The sequence below is a fragment of the Streptomyces enissocaesilis genome, from assembly GCF_039533765.1.
GTDB lineage: Bacteria > Actinomycetota > Actinomycetes > Streptomycetales > Streptomycetaceae > Streptomyces > Streptomyces enissocaesilis.
Genome location: NZ_BAAAUD010000056.1, coordinates 42,420 through 66,429, shown reverse-complemented (window position 1 = coordinate 66,429; position 24,010 = coordinate 42,420). Strand labels below are relative to the sequence as shown.

General features: G+C 68.8%; 15 protein-coding genes and 1 pseudogene. 6 read left to right on the top strand and 10 right to left on the bottom strand.

All coding sequences use genetic code 11. From position 1 onward, the window contains the following. Nucleotides 1-236: 236 nt before the first annotated feature. The 5 genes from dxs to ABD374_RS28910 form a co-directional block, all read right to left on the bottom strand. On the bottom strand, nt 237-2,150 hold the full coding sequence (dxs, locus tag ABD374_RS28930; protein ID WP_344499089.1) for a 1-deoxy-D-xylulose-5-phosphate synthase: 1,914 nt from the start codon (nt 2,148-2,150) through the stop codon (nt 237-239). 185 nt (nt 2,151-2,335) lie between these two features. Then, nucleotides 2,336-3,625, bottom strand: coding sequence for a sugar ABC transporter permease (locus ABD374_RS28925; RefSeq protein ID WP_344499087.1), 1,290 nt, complete (start codon nt 3,623-3,625; stop codon nt 2,336-2,338). Next, nucleotides 3,622-4,410, bottom strand: a complete 789-nt coding sequence (locus tag ABD374_RS28920; protein WP_344499085.1) for an ATP-binding cassette domain-containing protein — start codon at nt 4,408-4,410, stop codon at nt 3,622-3,624. Before ABD374_RS28920 ends, ABD374_RS28925 begins: the two co-directional genes overlap by 4 nt. Nucleotides 4,411-4,559: 149 nt before the next feature. Then, nucleotides 4,560-5,684: a sugar ABC transporter substrate-binding protein gene (locus ABD374_RS28915; protein ID WP_344499084.1), complete on the bottom strand. Its 1,125-nt coding sequence runs from the start codon at nt 5,682-5,684 to the stop codon at nt 4,560-4,562. Nucleotides 5,685-5,805: 121 nt separating this feature from the next. Next, entirely contained in the window at nt 5,806-7,005 is a 1,200-nt protein-coding gene (locus ABD374_RS28910) for an ROK family transcriptional regulator (RefSeq protein WP_344499083.1), read from the bottom strand. Between the two features lie 303 nt (nt 7,006-7,308). Here ABD374_RS28910 and ABD374_RS28905 point away from each other — a divergent pair, with 303 nt between their 5' ends. Then, a complete protein-coding gene (locus tag ABD374_RS28905) occupies nt 7,309-7,773 on the top strand; it encodes a hypothetical protein (RefSeq protein ID WP_344499081.1) in 465 nt (154 codons plus the stop codon). 106 nt (nt 7,774-7,879) lie between these two features. On the opposite strand, the gene ABD374_RS28900 is transcribed toward ABD374_RS28905, so the two are convergent. The 3 genes from ABD374_RS28900 to ngcE are packed head-to-tail and all read right to left on the bottom strand — an operon-like array spanning nt 7,880 to nt 11,220. Next, nucleotides 7,880-8,806 (bottom strand): carbohydrate ABC transporter permease, encoded by a 927-nt coding sequence (locus ABD374_RS28900; protein WP_344499079.1) that lies wholly within the window; start codon nt 8,804-8,806, stop codon nt 7,880-7,882. Next, nucleotides 8,806-9,726 carry a carbohydrate ABC transporter permease gene (locus ABD374_RS28895; protein ID WP_344499077.1) on the bottom strand — a complete coding sequence of 307 codons (921 nt, stop codon included), beginning with the start codon at nt 9,724-9,726 and terminating at the stop codon, nt 8,806-8,808. Before ABD374_RS28895 ends, ABD374_RS28900 begins: the two co-directional genes overlap by 1 nt. Nucleotides 9,727-9,774: 48 nt before the next feature. After that, nucleotides 9,775-11,220 carry an N-acetylglucosamine/diacetylchitobiose ABC transporter substrate-binding protein gene (ngcE, locus tag ABD374_RS28890; RefSeq protein ID WP_344499075.1) on the bottom strand — a complete coding sequence of 482 codons (1,446 nt, stop codon included), beginning with the start codon at nt 11,218-11,220 and terminating at the stop codon, nt 9,775-9,777. Between the two features lie 466 nt (nt 11,221-11,686). On the opposite strand from ngcE, the gene ABD374_RS28885 reads away from it, so the two are divergent. From ABD374_RS28885 to ABD374_RS28875, 3 genes and pseudogenes are all read left to right on the top strand, one after another. Continuing rightward, complete coding sequence (locus ABD374_RS28885) at nt 11,687-15,523, top strand: GH92 family glycosyl hydrolase (protein WP_344499073.1); 3,837 nt, start codon at nt 11,687-11,689, stop codon at nt 15,521-15,523. 131 nt (nt 15,524-15,654) lie between these two features. Next, nucleotides 15,655-16,500 (top strand): annotated as a pseudogene (locus ABD374_RS28880) (helix-turn-helix domain-containing protein). Further along, the gene (locus ABD374_RS28875) at nt 16,484-16,696 is read left to right on the top strand and encodes a DUF397 domain-containing protein (protein ID WP_344499071.1); all 213 of its coding nucleotides are present in this window, start codon (nt 16,484-16,486) and stop codon (nt 16,694-16,696) included. Before ABD374_RS28880 ends, ABD374_RS28875 begins: the two are co-directional and overlap by 17 nt. Nucleotides 16,697-16,766: 70 nt before the next feature. Here the strand turns inward: ABD374_RS28875 and ABD374_RS28870 are convergent, their stop codons facing one another. Then, nucleotides 16,767-19,598 carry an aconitate hydratase gene (locus ABD374_RS28870; protein ID WP_344499069.1) on the bottom strand — a complete coding sequence of 944 codons (2,832 nt, stop codon included), beginning with the start codon at nt 19,596-19,598 and terminating at the stop codon, nt 16,767-16,769. A gap of 341 nt (nt 19,599-19,939) precedes the next feature. Further along, nucleotides 19,940-21,535 (bottom strand): serine/threonine-protein kinase, encoded by a 1,596-nt coding sequence (locus tag ABD374_RS28865; RefSeq protein ID WP_344499067.1) that lies wholly within the window; start codon nt 21,533-21,535, stop codon nt 19,940-19,942. A 148-nt stretch (nt 21,536-21,683) separates the two neighbouring features. Between ABD374_RS28865 and ABD374_RS28860 the strand changes: the two genes are divergently transcribed. Together ABD374_RS28860 and ABD374_RS28855 are read left to right on the top strand one after the other, a co-directional pair. Further along, nucleotides 21,684-22,070, top strand: a complete 387-nt coding sequence (locus ABD374_RS28860) for a hypothetical protein (protein WP_344499065.1) — start codon at nt 21,684-21,686, stop codon at nt 22,068-22,070. Between the two features lie 287 nt (nt 22,071-22,357). Next, nucleotides 22,358-23,887, top strand: coding sequence for a helix-turn-helix domain-containing protein (locus tag ABD374_RS28855; protein ID WP_344499063.1), 1,530 nt, complete (start codon nt 22,358-22,360; stop codon nt 23,885-23,887). The last annotated feature ends 123 nt before the right edge of the window (nt 23,888-24,010 follow it).

Sequence of the window (24,010 nt, the reverse complement as noted above, 5' to 3'; positions counted from 1 at the left end):
TCGGCTGTCGCCCAACCTTGAAGTGAGCGAGTTTCAGTCATGATCGTGAGTGAACCGGTCACTCCCCACGAGGACCGCCGCCCTGTTTCACCCGATGGGAGGCACGGACCGGTATGCGTACCGGCCCTGCGAGTTGACCCTTTTGGCCGACCGAAACGCGGGAGACCCGCCCGGAGCTTCTGCTCGGGGCGGGTCTCCTGTCCGTACGGACGCGTACGGGACGCCTGCGGGACGCGTCAGTCGCGCGCGGCCTCGGCCGGCGCGGCCTCCAGGCGGCCGTCCAGCCTGGCCACCAGACCCGTCACCTGGCGGGCGATGTCCGGGGCCGTCAGACCGATCTCGGCCATGACCTCCTTGCGGGAGGCGTGGTCGAGGAAGCGCGGCGGGATGCCGAAGTCGCGCAGCGGCACGTCGACGCCCGCGTCCCGCAGCGCCTGGGCGATCGCGGAGCCGACACCGCCGGCGCGGCTGTTGTCCTCGACGGTGACGACGACGCGGTGCTGCTCGGCGAGCGGCGCGAGCGCCTCGTCGACCGGCTTGACCCAGCGCGGGTCGACGACGGTCGTGGTGATGCCCTGCCGGTCGAGGAGGTCGGCGATCTCCAGGCACATCGGCGCGAGCGCGCCCACGGAGACGAGCAGGACGTCCGCGGCGCCTTCGGCGGGCCTGCGCAGGATGTCCATGGCGCCGGCCTTGCCCACGGCCTTGACCGCGGGGCCGACCGCGCCCTTGGAGAAGCGGACGACGGTGGGCGCGTCGTCGACCTCGACGGCCTCGCGCAGCTGGGCGCGGACCTGGTCGGCGTCGCGCGGGGCGGCGATCCGCAGCGTCGGGACGCACTGGAGGATCGACATGTCCCACATGCCGTTGTGCGAGGCTCCGTCGGTGCCGGTGACGCCCGCCCGGTCCAGGACGAAGGTGACGCCGCACCGGTGCAGGGCGACGTCCATCAGGACCTGGTCGAAGGCCCGGTTGAGGAAGGTCGCGTACACGGCGAAGACGGGGTGCAGGCCGCCGGTGGCCAGGCCCGCCGCGGAGACCGCGCCGTGCTGCTCGGCGATCCCGACGTCGTACACCCGGTCCGGGAACGCCTTGGCGAACTTGTCGAGGCCGACCGGCTGGAGCATCGCGGCGGTGATCGCGACGATGTCCTCGCGCTCCTTGCCGAGCTCGACCATCTCCTCGCCGAACACCGAGGTCCAGTCGACGCCCGAGGAGGCGATCGGCAGGCCCGTGTCGGGGTGGATCTTGCCGACGGCGTGGAAGCGGTCCGCCTCGTCGGCGAGGGCCGGCTGGTAGCCGCGGCCCTTCTCGGTGAGGCAGTGCACGATGACGGGGCCGCCGAAGCGCTTGGCGCGCTGGAGCGCGGACTCCAGGGCCTCGATGTCGTGGCCGTCGATCGGGCCGACGTACTTCAGGCCGAGGTCCTCGAACATGCCCTGCGGGGCGATGAAGTCCTTGAGGCCCTTCTTCGCGCCGTGCAGGGTCTCGTAGAGCGGGCGGCCGACGACCGGGGTGCGCTCCAGGATGTCCTTGCCGCGGGCGAGGAAGCGCTCGTAGCCGTCGGTGGTGCGCAGGGTCGCGAGGTGGTTCGCGAGGCCGCCGATGGTCGGGGCGTACGAACGTTCGTTGTCGTTGACGACGATCACGAGCGGGCGGTCCTTGGCGACGGCGATGTTGTTCAGCGCCTCCCAGGCCATGCCGCCGGTGAGCGCGCCGTCACCGATGACGGCGACGACGCGGTCGTCCTTCTTCAGGACCTCGTTGGCCTTGGCGAGGCCGTCGGCCCAGCCCAGGACGGTCGAGGCGTGCGAGTTCTCGATCACGTCGTGCTCGGACTCGGCGCGCGAGGGGTAGCCGGACAGGCCGCCCTTCATCTTCAGCTTCGAGAAGTCCTGGCGGCCGGTGAGCAGCTTGTGGACGTAACTCTGGTGTCCGGTGTCGAAGAGGATCTTGTCCTTCGGCGACTCGAAGACACGGTGGAGAGCGATCGTCAGCTCGACCACACCGAGGTTGGGCCCCAGGTGTCCGCCGGTCTTCGAGACCTCGTCGACGAGAAATGTCCGGATCTCGGCGGCCAGCCGGTCCAGCTGCTCCGGGGTGAGCCGGTCCAGATCGCGCGGTCCCGTGATGCGGGTCAGCAGCGCCACCCGTGCCTCCTTGCAGTTGAACTGTCTGCTTGCCGGTCTGTCGAGTCTAATGTTCCGCCCGCGACTGTAGTCATCGGGCGGCGGGTTCCGCGCCATGCGCCGGCCGGGGCGGGGACGGGGCCGGGCGTACGCGCAGGCGTGCCCGGCACCGGGGTCCGGTGCCGGGCACGCCTGGGGTGAAGCGGTCAGGCGCGGCCCGCCGTCTTCTGGGTCTTGCGGGTGACGGAGTCGATCACGACGGTCGCCAGCAGGACACCGCCGGTGATCATGTACTGGATCGGGGTGGCGATGCCTTCGAGGGCCAGGCCGTACTGGATCGAGGTGATCACCATGACGCCGAGGAGCGCGTTCCAGGTGCGGCCGCGACCGCCGAAGAGGCTGGTGCCGCCGATGACGGCCGCCGCGATGACGTTCATCAGCAGGTCGCCGGCGCCGGCGCTCTGGTTGGCCGCAGCGATCTTGGAGGCCCAGAACAGGCCGCCGACGGCCGCGAACGTACCGGCGATGGCGAAGACCGAGATCCGGACCGCCGTGACGTTGATGCCGGCCCGCCGGGACGCCTCGACGCTGCCGCCCAGCGCGAAGATCTTGCGGCCGTACGTGGTGCGGCGGAGTACGAAGTCGGACGCCACCAGGACCAGGAGGAAGAGCAGCACCGCGAGCGGCAGGCCCTTGTACTGGTTGAAGGTGGCCGCGGCGGCGAAGGCCAGGACGGCGAGCAGCGCCGTGCGCAGGACGATCTCGCTGAGCGGCCGGGACGGGACGCCCGCGGCCCGGCGGCGGCGGCTGTCGGTGAAGGAGGAGAGGAAGAAGGCGGCGACGGCGACCGCGGCGAGGCCGTAGGCGGCGGCGACGTCCGAGAAGTAGTACGTCGTGAGCCGGCCGACCAGGCCCTCGGAGTCCAGGTTGATCGTGCCGTTGCTGCCGAGCAGCTGGAGCATGAAGCCCTGCCAGAACAGCAGGCCGGACAGGGTGACGGCGAAGGCGGGGGCGCCGATCCGGGCGAAGAAGAAGCCGTGGATCGCGCCGATGAGGGCGCCGCCGACGACCGCGGCGACGATCGCGAGCCATTCGTTGATGCCGTTGGTGACGCTGAGTACGGCGACGATGGCGCCCGAGACACCGCTGACCGAGCCGACGGAGAGGTCGATCTCGCCGAGCAGCAGCACGAAGATGATGCCGACGGCCATCATGCCGGTGGCGACCATGGAGACGGCGATGTTGCTGAGGTTGCCCGCGGACAGGAAGTTCGAGTTCAGGCCCTGGAAGATCGCCCAGATGACGATCAGACCGATGACGACGGGTACGGAGCCCAGGTCGCCGGCGCGCATCTTGCGCTTGAACTCGGAGAGGTAGCCGGCGAAGCCCTGCTCGCGCACGAGCAGGCGCGGGTCGACGGCCGTGACGGCGGCGGGGGCGGGCGCGTCGACCGGCGCCGGCTCTCCGACGGGCGTGGAGGTCTTGTCGGTGCTCACTTCTGGACCTCCGCGTTGCGCGCCGCACGGCGGGTCACGGCGTTCTCCGTGGCACCGGTGATGGCTGAGATGATCTCTTCCTGCGAGGTGGTCGCGACGTCGAAGACGCCGTTGTTGCGGCCCAGCCTCAGGACCGCCACCTTGTCCGCGACGGCCTTGACGTCCGCCATGTTGTGGCTGATGAGGATGACCGCGTGGCCGCGGTCGCGCAGCCGCTCGACGAGGTCGAGGACCTGCGCGGTCTGCTCGACACCGAGGGCCGCGGTCGGCTCGTCGAGGATGACGAGCCTGGGCTCGCCGAGCATGGAGCGGGCGATGGCCACGGTCTGGCGCTGACCGCCGGAGAGCGAGGCGATCGGGATGCGCACGCTCGGGATGCGGATGGACAGCGTGGTGAGGAGCTCGCGGGCGCGGCGCTCCATCTCGACCTCGTCGAGGACGCCGCGCCTGCGGAGCTCCCGGCCGAGGTAGAGGTTGCCCACGACGTCGATGTTGTCGCACAGCGCGAGGTCCTGGTAGACGGTCGCGATGCCGAGGTTCTGGGCGTCGTGGGGCTTGTTGATCTGTACGGCGCCGCCTTCCCACTCGATGACGCCGTCATCGATGGGGTGCACGCCGGCGATCGTCTTGACCAGCGTGGACTTTCCGGCGCCGTTGTCGCCCACCAGGGCGACCACTTCACCGGCGTGGACCTCAAGCTCTACGTCGGTGAGCGCCTGGACGGCACCGAACCGCTTGGAGACCCCTCGCAACGCCAGCACGGGCGTAGCGGACACGTGAACCATCTCCTTCGCCGCCTGACCGGCGCGGAGGTCGAGCAAGAAAGTGGGGGGTGCGGGGTGTTCCGTCCGGCGCCCGGCCCGAGCTGCGGGGCTGTGGAGGGCGGGGCACCGGACAGGCTTCAGCCGCGGGGGAATCCCGTGGGAGCGGGGACCTACTTCAGCCCGAGCTCGTCGCAGGCGGCCTTGTACTTGGGGGTGCAGATCTCGGCGACCGTGTAGACGCCGTCCTTGATGACGGTGTCCTTGATGTTGTCCTTGGTCAGCGAGACGACCGGCACGAGCACGGTGGGGACGCCCTTGACACTGGCGTTGTCCACGGTGTCCTTGGCGATGGAGTCGAGCTTCTCGCCCTTGGCGAGCGCGACGGCCATCTCGGCGGCGGCCGCCGCCTCCGGGGCGTACGGCTTGTAGACGCTCATGAACTGCTCACCGGCGACGATGCGCTGCACACCGGCGAGTTCGGCGTCCTGGCCGGTGACCGGCGGGAGCTTGGAGAGGCCGGCGCCCTTGAGGGCGGTGATGATGCCGCCCGCCATGCCGTCGTTGGCGGAGTAGACGCCGTCGATCTTCTCCTTGCCGAGGGCGGAGAGCGCGCCTTCCATGTTGGCGTTGGCGTTCTCCGGCTTCCACTCCTTGGTGTCGTACGACTTGCCGATCTTGACCTTGCCCTCGAGCTCGGCCAGCGCGCCCTTCTTGAAGAGCTTGGCGTTCGGGTCGGTGATGGCGCCGTTCATCATGACGATCTGGGCGTCCTCGGCCTTGTCGCCCAGCGCCTCGATCAGGGCCTTGCCCTGGACGTGGCCGACCTCTTCGTTGTCGAAGGAGGTGTACGCGTCGATCGGGCCCTCGGCGAGGCGGTCGAAGGCGACGACCGGGATGCCCTGGTCCTTGGCCTTCTTCACGCCGTTGGCGACCGCCTTGGCGTCCACCGCGTCCAGGATCAGCACGTCGACCTTGTTGGTGATCATCGTGTCGATCTGCTGCGTCTGGACGGTGGCGTCCTGCTTGGCGTTGGCGTAGACGACCTCGCCCTTGCCACCGGTCAGCTCGCTGATCTTCTTCTCGATCAGCGGCTTGTCGAACTTCTCGTAACGAGCGGTCTGATTCTCCGGAAGCAGCAGACCTATCTTGAGGGCGTCGGTCTTCTTGCCGCCCTCCGACTCCTTGGCTCCCCCTGTGGCGTTCCCGGACTCCTTGGCGCTGCCACAGGCGGCGAGGGAAACAGCCATAGCGGTGGCGGCCACGGCCACGGCGGCACGACGCATACGCGTGTTCACTTCAGAAACCTCCCTGACGAGGCCGCGTCGTTGCGGCCGAGGTGGCTGGAAGTCAACTCCGCCCCGGTGACAGCGTCAAGGAGTAAATCCTTAACGAGATGACAACGGTGCCATTCGTTATCTAAGTGAAGGCAGGAGCACTCGCGGGCAGGGCGCTGTCCAGAAGGGAAGAATCGCCCATTTCATTGAGTACGAGCGCGAGCGCGCCCAGGACCTCGGACCGTCCGCCGAGCGCCCCCGGAAGCACCGAGAGCTGCCTGGCCGCGCTCGGGATCGCGTAGCGCGAGACCGAGTCGCGGATCGGCCCGAGCACCAGCTCACCGGCTTCCGCGAGGTCCCCGCCCAGGACCACCCGGCTGGGATTGAGCAGGTTGCAGAGGTTGGCGACCCCGCTGCCGATGTGGCGGCCGACGTCCCCGATCACCCGGCGGCAGCCCGGATCGCCCTCGCGCGCGAGCCGGACCACGCGCTCCATGGTCAGGTCGTCGCCGTGGCTGGACTGCAGCAGCGGCAGGACGTACCGGGCGGCCGTGAAGGTCTCCAGGCAGCCGCGGTTGCCGCAGCGGCAGACCGGGCCCGACTCGTCGAGCGTGATGTGTCCGATCTCGCCGGCCGTGCCGCCGGGCCCCCGGTAGATCTGGCCACTGATCACCAGACCGGCGCCGACGCCGCTCGCGACCTTGATGTACGCCAGGTCCTTGACCCCGCGCCCGCTCCCCCAGACCAGCTCGCCGAGCGCGCCGAGGTTGGCGTCGTTGTCGACGTACACGGGCACGCCGAGGCGCCCGGCCAGCTCCTTGCTCGGGTTGATGCCCTTCCAGCCCGGCAGGATAGACGTCGAGCCGAGCGTGCCGGACTCCACGTCGATCGGGCCCGGTACGCCCAGGCCGACGCCGATCACCTTGTCCTGGCTGAGGCCGCTCGCCGCGATCAGCCGCTTGACCAGGTGTTCCGCCCGGTCGAAGCCCTCGGCGGCCGAACCGTCGACATCCAGCGGCTCGGCTTCCTCGGCGAGCACCTGGTGGGCGAGGTTGCCGACGGCGACGCGCAGGTGCGTATGGCCGAAATCGACGCCGATGACGATGCCGGCGTCACCGCTGAGCGAGACGCTGCGCGCCCGGCGGCCGCCCGCGGAGGTCGGGGTGACCTCGACGGTCCCGCCGTCCTTCAGCTCGCGGACGATATTGGACACCGTGGCCGCGGAGAGCCCTGTGCTCCTGGCGATCTCTGCCTGGGTGAGCGAACCCGCCATGCGCACGGCGCGTACGACCCGTTCCAGGTTGGCCCGGTGCAGTGACGTCTGCGACCCCGGAGTCTCCATTGACTCTCCTCTTTCTCCAACATGTGAACTCTAAGATGAGCCTTTCGGGTTGCCCCCCGTCAAGACCTGAGGGCCACGGGGGCCCGGCCGGCCGACGTCCCGCGCGCCGCCGGGGCGGGATCGGACCGCGGGGCCGGGTCGTCGGAGTCGACGGGCCGAGCGGATCGGCCGAGCGGGCCGACGGGCCGGACTGGCGAATTCCTCTGTTTCCCTGCCGCCGGGTGTTCCGGTCCATGGGACCGGCGACGCACCGAAGCACCACGTGTCGTTCCAGTGACCGTAGGAATGAACAAGGGAACTGACGTGAAGACCATGGCATCCGGGCTCAATCCGAAAAAACTCTGCACAGTGGGCGCGTCCACCGTTCCGCTCTCCGCCGCACTCGTCGGCGGGACCGCGACACCGGCCGCGGCGCACACGCTGACCGGGGCGGCCCGTGCGGGCTGCGAATGGCCGTCCGGGACCGTCTCCACCCTGGACTCGAGGACCGTCCTCGACCCGGCGGGTGCCAGGAACGGCACGCTCTACCTGCCGTGGAGCGGGACGTACGGCGAGAACTGCCTGGTCACCCCGACGACGGCCGGGCACGGCATCGACCAGTCCATGTCGGCCCGGCCCGGCATCCGGGGCGCCGGCAGCCACACGGACTCGGGCACCTACTCGCACTTCGCCGCGGTCTCCAGGAACGCCGCCGGGAAGTGCGTCAACTTCGGCGGTTCGATTCCAGGCAGTTCCGCAGGCCGGGACAGCTGCGGGAATTGCGGCTGAGCCGCTGGGGTATCCGCCGAAAACGAATGCCCCGGCAGAAAGCCGCCGGGGCATTCGCCGTGCCGGGAGAACCGGACGGGTCCGTATTGCGTGAGCGCTCCCGCGACTACTTCAGCGCTCCCGCGGTCAGGCCCGAGACGACCTGGCGCTGGAAGACGACGTACGCCGCCAGGACCGGCAGCATCGCGATCACCAGACCGGCGAAGAGGCCGGAGTAGTCGCCCTTGTACCCCTGGCTGGTGGAGAGCTCGACCAGGCCCTGGGCGAGCACGCGCTTGTCCGGGTCGGTGTTGAGCACCGTCGGCAGCATGTACTGGTTCCACTGCCCCAGGAAGTTGAAGATGCCGACACTGATCAGGCCCGGCCTGGCCATCGGCAGCATGACCTGGAAGAACGTCCGGGTGTGCGAGGCCCCGTCGATGATCGCCGCTTCCGCGATGGACGTCGGCAGCGTACGGAAGAACGAGGTGAGGAAGAAGACGGTGAACGGCAGCGAGTACGCGATGTAGACCAGGATCAGGCCGTGCATCGTGTTCAGCAGCCCCATGTTGTCCAGGACGTAGAACAGCGGCACCAGCGCCAGCATGATCGGGAAGCTCATGCCGCCGACGAACAGGAAGTAGATGAAGCGGTTCCCGGGGAACTCGAAGCGCGCGAGCACATAGGCGGCCATCGAACCGAGCACCAGGGTGCCGACGAGCGACCCTCCCACCACCACGACGGTGTTGAGGAAGTACTCACTCATGTGCGCCTGGGTCCAGGCCCTCCCCCAGCTGTCGAAGTTCAGGGAGTCGGGGAGCGACCACGGAGTGTTGAAGATGTCCGCGTCGCTCTTGAAGGAGGACATCACGGCCCACAGCAGGGGCAGGATGACCATGAAGGCCCAGAGGACCAGCATCCCGTGCGAGAAGACGTTGAGGACCTTGCCCTCGCTGCTCTTCGCCGGGGCCGCGCCGGCGGACCGGCCGGTGGTGCGCCGCTCCGGCACGCTCGCGTCGTCGAGGCCGGTGGGAGGGGTGTCAGTGGTCTTCATCAGAACTCCAGCCGCTCGCGCCGGCCCAGCCGCATCACGACGGCCGCGAAGGCCAGCGTCACGAGGAGCAGGGCGACACCGATCGTGGTCGCGTAGCCCGCCTGTCCGTCGCGGAACGCCGTTTGGTAGACGTACAGCGGCAGGACGGTCGTCGAGTAGTCGGGCCCGCCGGGGCCGACGCTCATGATGTGCACGATGGCGAAGCCTTCGGCGCCCAGCGCCAGGATGCCCATGTAGACCCAGCCGGACTGCACCGTGTCCCAGAGCAGCGGCAGCGTGATCCTGAAGAAGGTCGTGATCCGGCTGGCACCGTCCAGCAGCGCCGCCTCGTAGAAGTCCTTCGGGATGGAGGCCATGCCGGCGGAGAACAGCACCACGAAGAAGCCGGTCGTGCACCAGACGAGGACCGCCATGATGCACCACAGGGCCAGCTGCGGATCGCCCAGCCAGTCCGGGACGTCCTGGAAGCCGAGCCCCTTGAGCGACTCGTTGATCATGCCCTGGGCCGGGTCGAAGGCGAACTGGAACAGGATGGCCACGATCGCGATCGAGAGCACCTGCGGGAAGAAATAGGCGATTTTGTAGAACGCCGAACCGCGGACGCCCGCGATGGCGGCGCCCTTGCGGCGCCGCCCGCCGACATTGAGCATGAAGGCGAAGAAGAGCGCGAGGCCCAGCGTCACCAGCGGCAGCACGATCGCGAGCAGAACGCTGTGCTGCAGGGATTTCCAGAAGATGTCGTCGTCGAGCATCTTGCTGTAGTTGTCGAAGCCGACCATCTTGAATTCCGGGCTCAGGCCGGTCCAGTCCGTGAACGAGTAGTAGATGGACTGGATGAACGGCCAGATGACGAAGATGACGTACAACGTCATGGGAACCGCCAGGAACCCGGCTATGAACCGGTACTTACCGTGTTGCATCGTTGCCGACTCCGACCTTCCTGCGATGCCGCCGCTGGTGACGCGCTGTCACTGGTGCTTGAAGTGCTTGATGGACTGGTCCTTGGCGGCCTTGTCGGCGAAGCCCTGGATCTTCTTGATGGTCTCGGCCGGAGTCGCGCGGCCCGCCATCATCTCGCCGATTCCGGCGACGCCGATCTGCTCCTTCTGCAGCTTCACGTACCAGTCCTGCAGACGCGGGTTCACCACGTTCTCGCCGGCCCTGTCCAGCGCGGCGACGCCCGACTTGAGGCCGTCCGACAACTCGATGCCGTCCGTACCGCCGTTGAAGGCGGACAGCGACTTCGTGCTGGCCGTGAAGGACTTCGAGGAGGCCTCGCTGAGCATGATGCGCAGCTGCTCCATGCCGCCCTCGGGGTTCTTCGCGTTGGCCGGGACGATGAAGGGCTCACCGCCGGAGGCCCAGATGGTCCCGAAGGGCAGCTTGTCGGAGGAGTCGAGGCCGGACGGCGCGCCCACGGACAGCTTGAAGTCCTTGGGGATGATCGCCGCTTCCTCGTTCTCCACCCAGGAGCCGTTCGGGATGAACAGCGCCTTGCCGCGGGCCCAGGCGCCCTGCGAACCGCGGTGGTCGAGGCCGGGGGTGCCCTTGAGGATGTAGCCCTTCTTGAAGAGCTCGTAGTACGCCTCGAAGGCCGCCTTGACCGCGGGGTGCTCCCAGGCCCTCGGCTCCAGGTTGTCGATCGCGTCCAGCACCCCGGCACCGCCGATCTTGGCGATGAAGGGGTACAGCGAGAACGGCACGTAGTACGGGTGCTTGCCCGGGTACGTCCAGCCCGCGATGCCCTTCTTCTTCGCCTTGGCGCAGAGGGCGAGCATGTCGTCCCAGTTCTCCGGGTACGCCGAGTCCAGCTTCTCCAGCGCGGTCTGCGAGTACCAGACGCCGTAGACGGTGTACGCGTAGTACATGATCCAGACCGGGTCGCCGTCGAACTGGCCCATCTCGACGATGCCGGGCCGCAGCGTGTCGCGGACCTTCTTGGCCGGGTCGTCGACGGAGGCGGCGTCCAGCAGCGGGGTGAGGTCGGTGAGCTGCTTCTTGCCGACCAGGACGCCCATGTCCATCTGCTGGGCGCCCGAGTTGTCGATCAGGTCCGGCGGGGTGCCGCCGTTGAAGCGGGGCTGGAGAACCGACTGGATCTTCTGCGTCTTGGAGAACTCGACCGTCGCCTTGGGATAGGTCTTCTCATAGACGGCCTTGGCGTCCTCGGCGTACTTCGTTCCGAATCCACCGTCGAAAATGACGATTTCGAGCGGCGCGCTCTCATTGACACCCAGCGGGTTCTTGCCGGTCTTCTTGCCCTTTTCGACCTTCTCGTCGCTGCCGCTGTCGCCGCTCGCGCAGGCGGACAGGAAGCTCATCGTCGGAACGGTGACCAGACCGAGTGCGGCAGACCGCTTGATCAGATCGCGACGGCCAAGGCCCTCATTGTTGTGGGCGGAGGTGGATCCCATGCTCAAGTCCTCGCCTTCTCCAGGACTCAGGCGGTGTACCGGTCGCCCGTACTTATTTCGCCTAGGCGAAGGGCCCCGCCACCGCAGTCAAATGACGCTGGGTCGTGCTGAGTTGCAGAAGGTACGGACAATAGCGTTCGGCAACCGCCGCAGCAGTTTCCCCCACCGGTCCCCGTCCCCCTGGTCCGCGGCCGTCAAACGGCTTTGCGGACGCCGACAGGTATAGTCCACTTCACGTCAACTGGGCAAGATCGAAAGCAAGGTTGGGCGGCAGTCTTTCCCTAGTTGAGACCTCACGGGTACGGGGAACGCGCAGGCGGTCGCCCGCACGGCTCCGCGGACCCGACGCACCCCCTTCACCTCCCCCTTCACAGACAACACCCTTGACACCATCGGCGACTTGGCTTCCTACTGGGTCTCATGCACTGCCCATGACAACGTTGTCCAAGGGGAGGAAAAGTCCGGAATGCAGTACACACCTCGGTACGCACCACGCCATACGGCGGCCGCCGTCGCGGCGACCGCCCTGCTGCTGGTCGTCACGGCCCCTTCCGCCGCCGTCGCCCGGCCCGACCGGCCACCGGAGCCCGAGCGCACGTTCAGCTCCTCCTTCGAGGCCGACGAGCCCCAGCCGGACTGGCGCAACACCGTAGAAACCGGACCCGGCGGCGAGAAGCGTTCCTCGGGGGTCGACGGCGGATACAGTGCCGGAATTCCGGGCAATGTGACCGACCGCGTCGTCGAACTGCGCGCCAGCGGCGAGAACACCGGCGGCGGAGAGGTCAAGGAGAACCTCGTCGACGTCCAGTCCGCCACCAAATGGCTGGCCTTCGAGCCGACCGCCTGGATCGAGTTCGACCTGGACGAACCGGTCAAGGTCGTGACATACGCCCTGAGTTCGGCCAACGATCACGCGGAGCGCGACCCGAAGGACTGGACGCTCAGGGGGTCCGCCGACGGCAAGGAGTGGAAGGTCCTCGACACCCGCGCGGGACAGACCTTCGCGAAGCGCTTCGAGACGAAGAGCTTCGATTTCGAGAACACGACGGCGTACGCGCACTACCGCCTCGACGTCACCCGCAACAACGGCGCCTCGGGCGCCACCCAGCTCGCGGACGTTCAGTTCTCGAACGGTGACACCTCCGCGCCCGCCCCGGACGACATGCGCAGCCAGGTCGACCGCGGACCCTCGGGCTCCCCCACCGCCAAGGCGGGCGCGGGCTTCACGGGAAAGCGGGCGCTGCGGTACGCCGGCGCGCACAAGCCGCAGGGCCGGGCGTACTCGTACAACAAGGTCTTCGACGTCGACACGCGCGTCACGCGGGACACCGAGCTGTCCTACCGGGTCTTCCCCTCCCTCCCCGAGACCGACCTCGACTACCCGGCCACGAACGTGTCGGTGGACCTGGCCTTCACGGACGGCACCTATCTGAGCGACCTGCGCGCCGTCGACCAGCACGGCGCGGCCCTGTCCCCACAGGGTCAGGGCGCCTCCAAGACGCTGTACGTCAACCAGTGGAACCACAAGGCCTCGCGGATCGGCGCGGTCGCGGCCGGCAAGACCGTCGACCGGGTGCTGGTGGCGTACGACTCCCCGAAGGGGCCGGCGAAGTTCAGCGGCTGGGTCGACGACGTCACCCTCGCCCCCAAGGCGCCGGAGAAGCGTTTCGCCCATCTCTCCGACTACGTGTCGACCACCCGTGGCACCAACTCCAGCGGCGCCTTCTCGCGCGGCAACAACATTCCCGCCACCGCCGTCCCGCACGGCTTCAACTTCTGGACGCCGGTGACCAACGCGGCCTCCACCAGCTGGCTCTACGACTACGCCCGCGGCAACAACAGCGACAACCTCCCCACCATCCAGGCGTTCAGCGCGAGCCACGAGCCGAGCCCGTGGATGGGCGACCGCCAGACGTTCCAGCTGATGCCGTCCGCCGTCGCGGGCACCCCGGACGCCGCCCGCAAGGCGCGCGCCCTGCCCTTCCGGCACGAGAAGGAGACGGCGAAGGCGCACGAGTACGGCGTCACCTTCGAGAACGGCCTGAAGGCCGAGATGACGCCGACCGACCACGCGGCGATGATGCGGTTCACCTATCCCGGTGACGACGCGAGCGTCATTTTCGACAACGTGTCGAACGACGGCGGCCTCACCCTCGACCCGGCGACCCGCTCCTTCACCGGCTTCTCGGACGTCAAGAGCGGCCTGTCCACCGGCGCCACCAGGCTCTTCGTGTACGGCGTCCTCGACGCGCCGGTCACCGGGAGCGGCAAGCTCAGCGGCGGCGGAGGCGATGACGTCACCGGCTACCTCCGCTTCGAACCGGGCGCCGACCGCCAGGTGACGCTGCGGCTGGCGACTTCGCTCATCAGTGTGGACCAGGCGAAGAAGAACCTCGCCGACGAGATCCCGGCGGGCACCCGCTTCGAGCGCGTCAGGGACCGGGCGCAGAAGGCCTGGGACGACATCCTCGGCCGCGTCGAGGTCGAAGGCGCGAGCCGCGACCAGCTGACGACCCTCTACTCCAGCCTCTACCGGCTGTACCTGTATCCGAACTCCGGCTTCGAGAACACCGGCACCAAGGCCCGCCCCAAGCAGCAGTACGCCAGTCCTTTCTCCCAGCAGACCGGCCCGGACACCCCGACCCGCACCGGCGCGAAGATCGTCGACGGCGAGGTGTACGTCAACAACGGCTTCTGGGACACCTACCGGACGACCTGGCCGGCGTACTCCTTCCTCACGCCGAAGAAGGCCGGCAGGCTCGTCGACGGCTTCGTCCAGCAGTACAAGGACGGCGGCTGGATCTCCCGCTGGTCCTCCCCCGGTTACGCCGACCTGATGACCGGCACCTCCTCCGACGTGGCCTTCGCCGACGCGTACGTCAAGGGCGTCGGCTTCGACGCCGAGGCGGCGTACGAGGCGGCCCTCAAGAACGCCACCGTCGTACCGCCGTCCTCGGGCGTGGGCCGCAAGGGCATGGAGACCTCCCCCTTCCTGGGGTACGCCTCCACCAAGACCCACGAGGGCCTCTCCTGGTCCCTGGAGGGCTACCTCAACGACTACGGCCTCGCGAAGATGGGCGAGAAGCTCTACGCGAAGACGAAGAAGGCGCGCTACAAGGAGGAGTCGGCGTACTTCCTGAACCGCGCCCGCAACTACGTCAAGCTCTTCGACGGCAAGGCCGGCTTCTTCCAGGGCCGCGACCTCAAGGGCGACTGGCGGGTCCCGTCCGAGCAGTACGACCCGCGCGTGTGGGGGTACGACTACACCGAGACCAACGGCTGGGGCTATGCCTTCACCGCGCCCCAGGACTCACGCGGCCTCGCCAACCTCTACGGCGGCCGCGCCGGTCTCGGCGACAAGCTCGACCGCTACTTCTCCACCCCGGAGACGGCGTCCCCCGAGTTCACCGGCTCGTACGGCGGTGTCATCCACGAGATGACGGAGGCGCGCGACGTGCGGATGGGGATGTACGGGCACAGCAACCAGGTGGCCCACCACGCGACGTACATGTACAACGCCGCCTCGCAGCCCTGGAAGACGCAGGAGAAGGTCCGTGAGGTCCTCTCCCGCCTCTACACCGGCAGTGAGATCGGCCAGGGCTACCACGGCGACGAGGACAACGGCGAGCAGTCCGCCTGGTACCTCTTCTCCTCGCTCGGCTTCTACCCGCTGGTCATGGGCAGCGGCGAGTACGCGATCGGCTCGCCGCTCTTCACGAAGACGACCGTCCATCTGGAGAACGGCCGCGACCTCGTGGTCAGGGCTCCGAAGAACAGCGCGAAGAACATCTACGTCCAGGGCCTGAAGGTCAACGGCAAGCCCTGGAAGTCCACCGCGCTGCCGCACAGCGTGCTCGCGCGCGGCGGGACGCTGGAGTTCGACATGGGCCCCGAGCCGTCGTCGTGGGGCACGGGCAGGAAGGCCGCGCCCGTCTCCATCACCCAGGACGACGAGGTGCCGTCGCCGCACGCGGACGCGATCACGGGCTCCGGTCCGCTGTTCGACAACTCGTCGGCCACCGACGCGCAGTTCGAGAGCCTCGACCTGGCGGTGAAGCCGGACACCCGCGCCCTCCAGTACACCCTCACCTCCTCGGACCGCGCCAAGGCCCCTCGGGGCTGGGTGCTCCAGGGCTCGCGGGACGGCGAGAAGTGGAGGGACCTCGACAGGCGTACGGGAGAGTCCTTCGCCTGGGACCACCAGACCCGCGTCTTCACCGTCGCCGCCCCCCACAGGTACGAGAAGTACCGGCTGGTACCGGACGGACCGGCGACCCTCGCCGAGGTGGAACTCCTGGGGTGACCCGGGCGTGGGGAGGACCGGTCCGGCGGCCGGTCCTCCCTGCCCCGCATCCGCCACGGCGTCGCAATCGTTCGTGTGCGCAGTGTCACTGCGGGCGGCTACGCTCGGTGTGCGCGGAAGGAGCGTTGCCCATGCCTCAGCCCAAGGACCTCGATCCGTACACCGACCCGAGGTCGTTCTACGGCTCGGAACTGCGCCGCCTGCGCGAAGCCGGTGGGTACTCGCAGGAGCAGCTCGGGGAGCAGGTCTTCTGCTCCGGCGCGTACATCGGCCAGTTGGAGAGCGCGACGCGGCGGCCTCAACTCGACCTGTCGAAGATGCTCGACGGCGTGCTGGGAAGTGGTGAGCACCTTCAGCGCCTGTGCCGCCTCGCACGCAAGTCCAAGGTCGCCCCGTACTTCGCCGACGCGGCGGACCTGCAGCAGCGGGCGACGGCGATCAGCGAGTACGGGTCGATGCTGGTTCCGGGACTGCTGCAGACGGAGGGCTACGCGCGGGCGCTGACCCGTGGCGCCCACCCCTTCGCCGCGCAGTCGGTGATCGAGGGGCACGTCAGCACCAGGATGGAACGGGCGGAGCTGCTCGCCTAGCCCACGGCGCCGGTGTTCTGGGTGATCACCCACGAGGCCATGCTCCGCGTGCCGGTCGGCGGTCCCGCTGTCATGCACGGCCAGCTCACGCATCTCCTCAAGGCGGCGCACGCCCGGCCCCATGTCGTGCTCCAGGTCATGCCCTTCAGCGCCGGCCCGCATCCGTTCCTCGACACCAGCGTGTCCCTGATGGACTTCACCGACGAGCCGCCCGTCGTCTACACCGAAGGCGCGTATACCGGCCAGCTCGTCGAGGAACCCGCCCTGGTCGCCCAGTTCCGACCGGCCTACGATCTGGCCAGGGCCGCCGCGCTGTCGCCGGAGGCGTCCCTGGCCCTGATCGAATCGGCGGCGAAGGACTACACGACACATGATCACCACACCTGACCTGAGCACGGCCGCGTGGCGCAAGTCCTTGTACAGCAACGGCGACGGGGGCAACTGCGTCGAGGTCGCCGACGACTGCCCCGGCGGCGTCATACCCGTCCGCGACAGCAAGACCGCACCCGGGGGCCCCGCGCTCGTGTTCCGGGCCGCGGGCTGGGCGCCCTTCGTCACCGCCGTGAGGAACGGCGCGCTCTGACCGCACCGGAGTCGCCGAAGGGCCGCACCCCGCCACTGGGGTGCGCCCCTTCGGCGTCAGGCTGTGACGACTAGCTGCGGATCAGCGACCGCAGCACGTACTGCAGGATGCCGCCGTTGCGGTAGTAGTCCGCCTCGCCCGGGGTGTCGATGCGCAGCTTCGCGTCGAACTCCACGTCGCCCGCCTTGACGTGCAGGGTCTCCGGGATGCCGCCGTCGTTGAGGCCGGTGACGCCGGTGATCTCGAAGGTCTCCTCGCCCGTCAGGCCGAGGGACTCGGCCGAGGCGCCCTCCGGGTACTGGAGCGGAAGGACGCCCATGCCGATCAGGTTCGAGCGGTGGATGCGCTCGTACGACTCGGCGATGACGGCCTTGACGCCGAGCAGCGCGGTGCCCTTGGCCGCCCAGTCGCGGGACGAGCCCGAGCCGTACTCCTTGCCCGCCAGGATGACCAGCGGGACGCCGGCGGCCTGGTAGTTCTGCGAGGCGTCGTAGATGTACGACACCGGGGCGTCGGGCTGGGTGAAGTCGCGGGTGAAGCCGCCTTCCGTACCCGGCGCGATCTGGTTGCGCAGGCGGATGTTGGCGAACGTGCCGCGGATCATGACCTCGTGGTTGCCACGGCGCGAGCCGTAGGAGTTGAAGTCGCGGCGCTCGACGCCGTGCTCCGTGAGGTACTTGCCGGCCGGGGTGTCGGCCTTGATGGCGCCGGCCGGGGAGATGTGGTCGGTGGTGACCGAGTCGCCCAGCTTGGCGAGCACGCGGGCGCCGGCGATGTCCTCGACCGGGGTCGTCTCCATCGTCATGCCCTCGAAGTACGGGGGCTTGCGGACGTACGTCGACTCGCTGTCCCACTCGAAGGTGTTGCCGGTCGGGATCGGCAGCGCCTGCCACTGGGCGTCGCCCGCGAAGACGTCCTGGTAGGACTTGTTGAACATGTCCTCGCCGATGGCGTTCGCCACGACGTCGTTGACCTCGGCCTCGGTGGGCCAGATGTCCTGGAGGTAGACCGGCTTGCCCTCGGTGTCGGTGCCGAGCGCGTCCTTGGTGATGTCCACCCGCATGGAGCCCGCAAGGGCGTACGCGACGACCAGCGGCGGGGAGGCCAGGTAGTTCATCTTGACGTCGGGGTTGATACGGCCCTCGAAGTTGCGGTTGCCCGAGAGCACCGACGTGACGGCCAGGTCGTTGTCGTTGACGGCCTGGGAGACCTCCTCGGGCAGCGGGCCCGAGTTGCCGATGCAGGTGGTGCAGCCGTAGCCGACGAGGTTGAAGCCGACCTTGTCGAGGTAGGGGGTCAGGCCCGCCTTGTCGAAGTAGTCGGTGACGACCTTCGAGCCGGGGGCGAGCGTGGTCTTGACCCACGGCTTGCGGGTCAGGCCCCTCTCGACCGCCTTCTTGGCCACCAGCGCGGCGGCGACCATGACGTACGGGTTCGAGGTGTTGGTGCAGGAGGTGATGGCCGCGACCGTCACGGCGCCGTGGTCCAGCTCGTACGTCGAACCGTCGGGGGCGGTGACCGTGACCGGGTTCGACGGGACCGCGTCGCCCGTGGCGGCGTCGTGCTGCGGGGCGCCGGCGCCGTTGTCGTCGTGGCCGTAGGCCGGGGCGTCGGAGGCCGGGAAGGACTCGGAGCTCGCCTCGTCGACCGGGGAGGCCACACCGTGCGGCTTCTCCTGCTGCGGGACGCCCGGCTTGCGGCCGTCGCCGCCGGTCACGCCCGCCTCGACGTAGTTGAGTACGTCGACCTTGAACTGCTCGGCGGCGTTGGCGAGGACGATACGGTCCTGCGGGCGCTTCGGGCCGGCGATCGACGGGACGACCGTCGACAGGTCGAGCTCCAGCTTCTCGGAGAAGTCGGGCTCGGCGGCCGGGTCGAGCCAGAGGCCCTGCTCCTTGGCGTACGCCTCGACGAGCGCGACCTGCTGGGCGTCGCGGCCGGTCAGGCGCAGGTACTTCAGCGTCTCGTCGTCGATCGGGAAGATCGCGGCGGTGGAGCCGAACTCCGGCGACATGTTGCCGATGGTGGCGCGGTTCGCGAGCGAGGTGGCGGCGACGCCCTCGCCGTAGAACTCGACGAACTTGCCGACGACGCCGTGCTTGCGGAGCATCTCGGTGATGGTCAGCACGAGGTCGGTGGCGGTGGTGCCGGCCGGCAGCTCACCGGTCAGCTTGAAGCCGACGACGCGCGGGATGAGCATGGAGACCGGCTGGCCGAGCATCGCGGCCTCGGCCTCGATGCCGCCGACGCCCCAGCCGAGCACGCCGAGGCCGTTGACCATGGTGGTGTGCGAGTCGGTGCCGACGAGGGTGTCGGGGTACGCCTGGCCGCCCCGGACCATGACGGTACGGGCCAGGTGCTCGATGTTGACCTGGTGGACGATGCCGGTGCCCGGGGGGACGACCTTGAACTCGTCGAAGGCGGTCTGGCCCCAGCGCAGGAACTGGTAGCGCTCCTTGTTGCGGCCGTACTCCAGCTCGACGTTCTGCTGGAAGGCGTTGGCCGTACCGAACTTGTCGGCGATGACGGAGTGATCGATGACCAGCTCGGCCGGGGCCAGCGGGTTGATCTTCGCCGGGTCGCCGCCGAGCTCCTTGACGGCCTCGCGCATGGTGGCGAGGTCGACGACACAGGGCACGCCGGTGAAGTCCTGCATGATCACGCGGGCGGGCGTGAACTGGATCTCCTGGCTGGGCTGGGCCTGCGAGTCCCAACCGCCGATCGCCCGGATGTGGTCGGCGGTGATGTTCGCGCCGTCCTCGGTGCGGAGCAGGTTCTCCAGCAGCACCTTCAGGCTGTAAGGGAGGCGCGCGGAGCCCTCGACCTTGTCCAGCTTGAAGATCTCGTACGACTCGTCGCCCACGCGCAGCGTGCTGCGGGCGTCGAAGCTGTTCGCCGACACGACAGTCTCCTTCTTCAATGTGCGCGTTTCTACCGCATCCTGCCGCCACGACCCCCTGGCCATCCGCTAAGGTAAGACTTAGTTAGGTCACCCTTACCGGTCGGCGGCTGCGGTACGCCTTCGGCAGATATCTCGATGTCGAGATAACTCTAGTACATGGCCGTGGCCCGGTCATGTCCGGACCCGGTCTGTCCTTCGCCGGCGAAGTTAGTCGTGCGCAGCGCCCTGAACCGGATCGACTGCCTTGGATGTCAACACCAGAGCTGGACCGGCTCGGGTGAGGGCAGCGTGCACCCGCCGATGGCTAACGCGTCAACTCGGCCATGACCTGATACGTCCCCTTATGCGAGAGGCATCCAGAGACCCAGCATCACGGCCACACAGACGCCGGTGAGGAGCAGTGAGGCCCTGGCGGCAGAACGGAAGGACTCCGGTCTGTTCCGTGCTGCGCGGAAGCCGATCTGCAGGAGAAAGCCACCCACCGCACAGCCCAAACCCATGCTCGTCACCGCGAGCGAAAGAGCCTCCTCGTCGTTCGCGACGAACTGGCCATCTCCGGCGAGGGTGTCGCGGTGGGTGAGAATGGCCCCGATCAGGACCACGAGGCTGATCCCGAGCCCGATGAGCCCCACCGCGAGCCCCGTCCCCCCGGTCATCCTCGGCCTGGTGCGCGACAGGTCCGTACTCAGGAGCACGTGTCTGCCCTGCGTGAGGGCGAACAGTTGCACGGTGGAGCCGCGGCCGACCCGGGCCGTAATCGGCTCGCCGCGACCGGGCAGCGTGGCTCGGGCCCGCTCGCAGCGCACATTGTGCACTCCCGGCTCGACCTTGACGGTGTTGCTGACGCCGCTCTGGACATTGACACACCAGACGCCATCGACGATGACCTTGAGCCGCACCCCACTCCGATTGGTGACCCGCAACGCTCCCCGCTCCTCCGTTCGCGGGGACGCCGGAGTGATAGGCCCGCCGCCGCGCAGTGCGTCCCGGACCGCCTTGACGACCTTGCGCCGCACCCCGCCCGGATTGGTGACCCGCAACGCTCCCCGCTCCTCCGTTCGCGGGGATAACGTCCCGGGCGAGGCAGGTGCCACCTTTTCCGTGATCACCGCCGTGGACCCACCGCCGCGCAGCATGTCCAGGGCCGCCGTGACGGTCGGGCGGTCGCCGGGTTCCTTGGCCAGCAGGCGGGTGATCAGAGGGGTGAGGGCGTCGGCCCGCTCCGGCGGCTGGGCCTGGGCCGATGCCACCGCCGCCAGGGTCGCGGTCGGGGTCTCCCGCCGAAACGGTGAGACGCCTTCCACTGCCTGGTACAGCGTCGCTCCCAGCGAGAACAGATCACCGGCCGCCTCGTCGACACCGTTCAGCCGCTCCGGTGCCATGTACTCGGCGGAGCCGATGACCCCGCCCGTGGAGGTGAGCGCGGTGTCCGTCTGACGCACGGAGATGCCGAAGTCGGTCAGCAACACCTGTCCGTCGCGGGCGAGCATCACATTGGCCGGCTTCACATCCCGATGCACGATCCCCATCGCGTGGGCCGCACCCAGCGCCTTGAGCAAAGCACCGGCCACCTCGGCCACGCGCGGCGCGGGCAATGGCCCCTCCGCGCGCAGGCGTCCCTCCAGGGAACACCCGTCGACCAGCCGCATCACCGTCCACGGCACGCCGTTCTCGACCACCACGTCGTGGACGGCGACGATGTGCGGATGGTCCCGCAACTTCGCCGCGTTACGTGCCTCACGCGTAGCACGGGCCACCCGCTCGCGATGTTCCCCGTCCGAGCCGGCCGGCGGCAGCCAGATCTCCTTGACCGCCACGTCCACGCCCAACGTCTCGTCGTACGCGGCCCACACCCGCCCGAACCCACCAGACGCCAGCCCCTCGACAAGCCGATAACGCCCACCGACGACTCGCCCTACCCTCGCTTCCCCTGCCAACCCGCCGTCCCTAACTTCTAGTTCAGCGCGATCGTGCTCAGCGTACGGACACGATACCGAGCATCAATTGGCAAGCCCACGTCAAGTTGGTGGCCAGGTTCGCTGCTATGGAAGCCGAAACGGCTGGGTTCACTGTCAACCGCCTCGGTTGGATGTCAGGGGACACCAATCCCTCGCAGCGAAAACGGGCGACCGCCGCGGTGGCGAGACGACGGCGCCCCGGCCGGCCACCGCCAACAGCCTCGTCGGCGCCGCCCCGGGGGCCGGCGCCACCCGGCGGGCCGACGAGATCACGCTCCTGCCGGGAGTCGCGGACGTGGCCGCGCGCAAGCGGTTCCCCGCCGGCCGGGGCCCCGCCAAGGACGTCGGCGTCACTCCCGACGGCACCGGGTCGCACCGGCGCGCGACCGGCGGCATGCCGGGCCCTTCACCGGCCCGGACGGGTTCGTACCGCGGAGACGCGACCTCATGCGTGACGGCCGCCGACCCGGTTGCCGACCGCCGCAGCGGCCGTTTGCCGCCCCCGGGCCAGTAGCGCCGCAGAACAGCTCCCGCCCCTCGTCCAGGCGCTCGGCGGGCACCACGGGGCTCGGCCGTCTCTCCGAAGCCGCCGAACTCGACCTCGGCCGGCGCGCCGCACCGCCGACGGCCGGGAAACCCTGACGGCAGGTGTCAGGTATGCGCGGAAGGGTCTCCGCCGGACCACGAGAGACGGAGGGCCGACCTCTTCCGCTTCAACCGCACCCTTCCGCCCGCCCCCGCCCCCGCCTCCACATCCACCCCTGGGAATGCGTCATCTCATATCCGAGATAATCTGCCGCTATGGCAGACGACTACCTCGTACGCATCGGCAAGCTCATCCGTGACGCCCGTCAGCACCGGGGCTGGACACAGAGTCAGCTCGCCGAGGCGCTGGGCACCAGCCAGAGCGCCGTGAACCGCATCGAGCGCGGGAACCAGAACATCAGTCTTGAGATGATCGCGCGCATCGGTGAGGCTCTCGACAGTGAAATCGTCTCGTTGGGGTACGCGGGACCGATGCATCTGCGTGTCGTCGGTGGACGGCGCCTCTCCGGCTCGATCGACGTGAAGACGAGCAAGAACGCGTGCGTGGCGCTGCTTTGCGCCTCGCTGCTCAACAAGGGCCGTACCGTGCTGAGGCGCGTGGCGCGCATCGAGGAGGTGTACCGCCTGCTGGAGGTGCTCAACTCGATCGGGGTGCGCGCCCGTTGGATCAACGACGGGAAGGACCTGGAGATCGTCCCGCCCGCCGAGCTGGACATGGACTCCATGGACGCCGAGGCGGCGCGCCGGACGCGGAGCATCATCATGTTCCTCGGCCCGCTGCTGCACCGCATGGACCGCTTCAGACTCCCGTACGCGGGCGGCTGCGACCTCGGCACCCGCACCATCGAGCCGCACATGATCGCGCTGCGCCGCTTCGGTCTGGACATCACCGCGACCGAGGGCATCTACCACGCGGTGGTGGAGCCTTCGGCCGGACCCGGCCGCCCGATCGTGCTGACCGAGCGCGGCGACACGGTGACCGAGAACGCGCTGCTCGCCGCCGCCCGCCACGACGGCGTGAGCGTCATCCGCAACGCCTCGTCCAACTACATGGTCCAGGACCTGTGCTTCTTCCTGGAGGCACTGGGCGTACGGGTCGACGGGATCGGCACGACCACGCTGACCGTGCACGGCGTACCGAACATCGACGTGGACGTCGACTACTCGCCCTCCGAGGACCCGGTCGAGGCGATGAGCCTGCTCGCGGCCGCCGTGGTGACGGGCTCCGAGCTGACGATCCGCCGGGTCCCGATCGAGTTCCTGGAGATCGAGCTCGCGGTGCTGGAGGAGATGGGCCTCGACCACGACCGCACGGGCGAGTACGAGGCCGACAACGGGCGTACGCGGCTGGTGGACCTGACCGTACGGCCCTCCAAGCTGGAGGCGCCGATCGACAAGATCCACCCGATGCCGTTCCCCGGGCTGAACATCGACAACGTGCCGTTCTTCGCGGCGATCGCGGCGGTCGCCCAGGGCCAGACCCTGATCCACGACTGGGTGTACGACAACCGCGCGATCTACCTGACGGACCTCAACCGCCTCGGCGGCCGCCTCCAGCTCCTGGACCCGCACCGCGTACTGGTCGAGGGCCCGACCCGGTGGCGCGCCGCCGAGATGATGTGCCCGCCGGCGCTGCGGCCCGCGGTGGTCGTCCTGCTGGCCATGATGGCGGCCGAAGGCACGTCCGTACTGCGCAACGTGTACGTCATCAACCGCGGGTACGAAGACCTCGCCGAGCGCCTGAACTCGGTCGGCGCGCAGATCGAGATCTTCCGGGACATCTGACCGGCGGGGCGCCGTGCCCCTTGAGGGCAAGGGGCACGGCGCCTCAGCATGCCAGTTGACCTGCGAATACTTACCTTCACGGCCCTTCACTGAGCACTGTTGTTTTTCAGCGCCTTGTGCAAC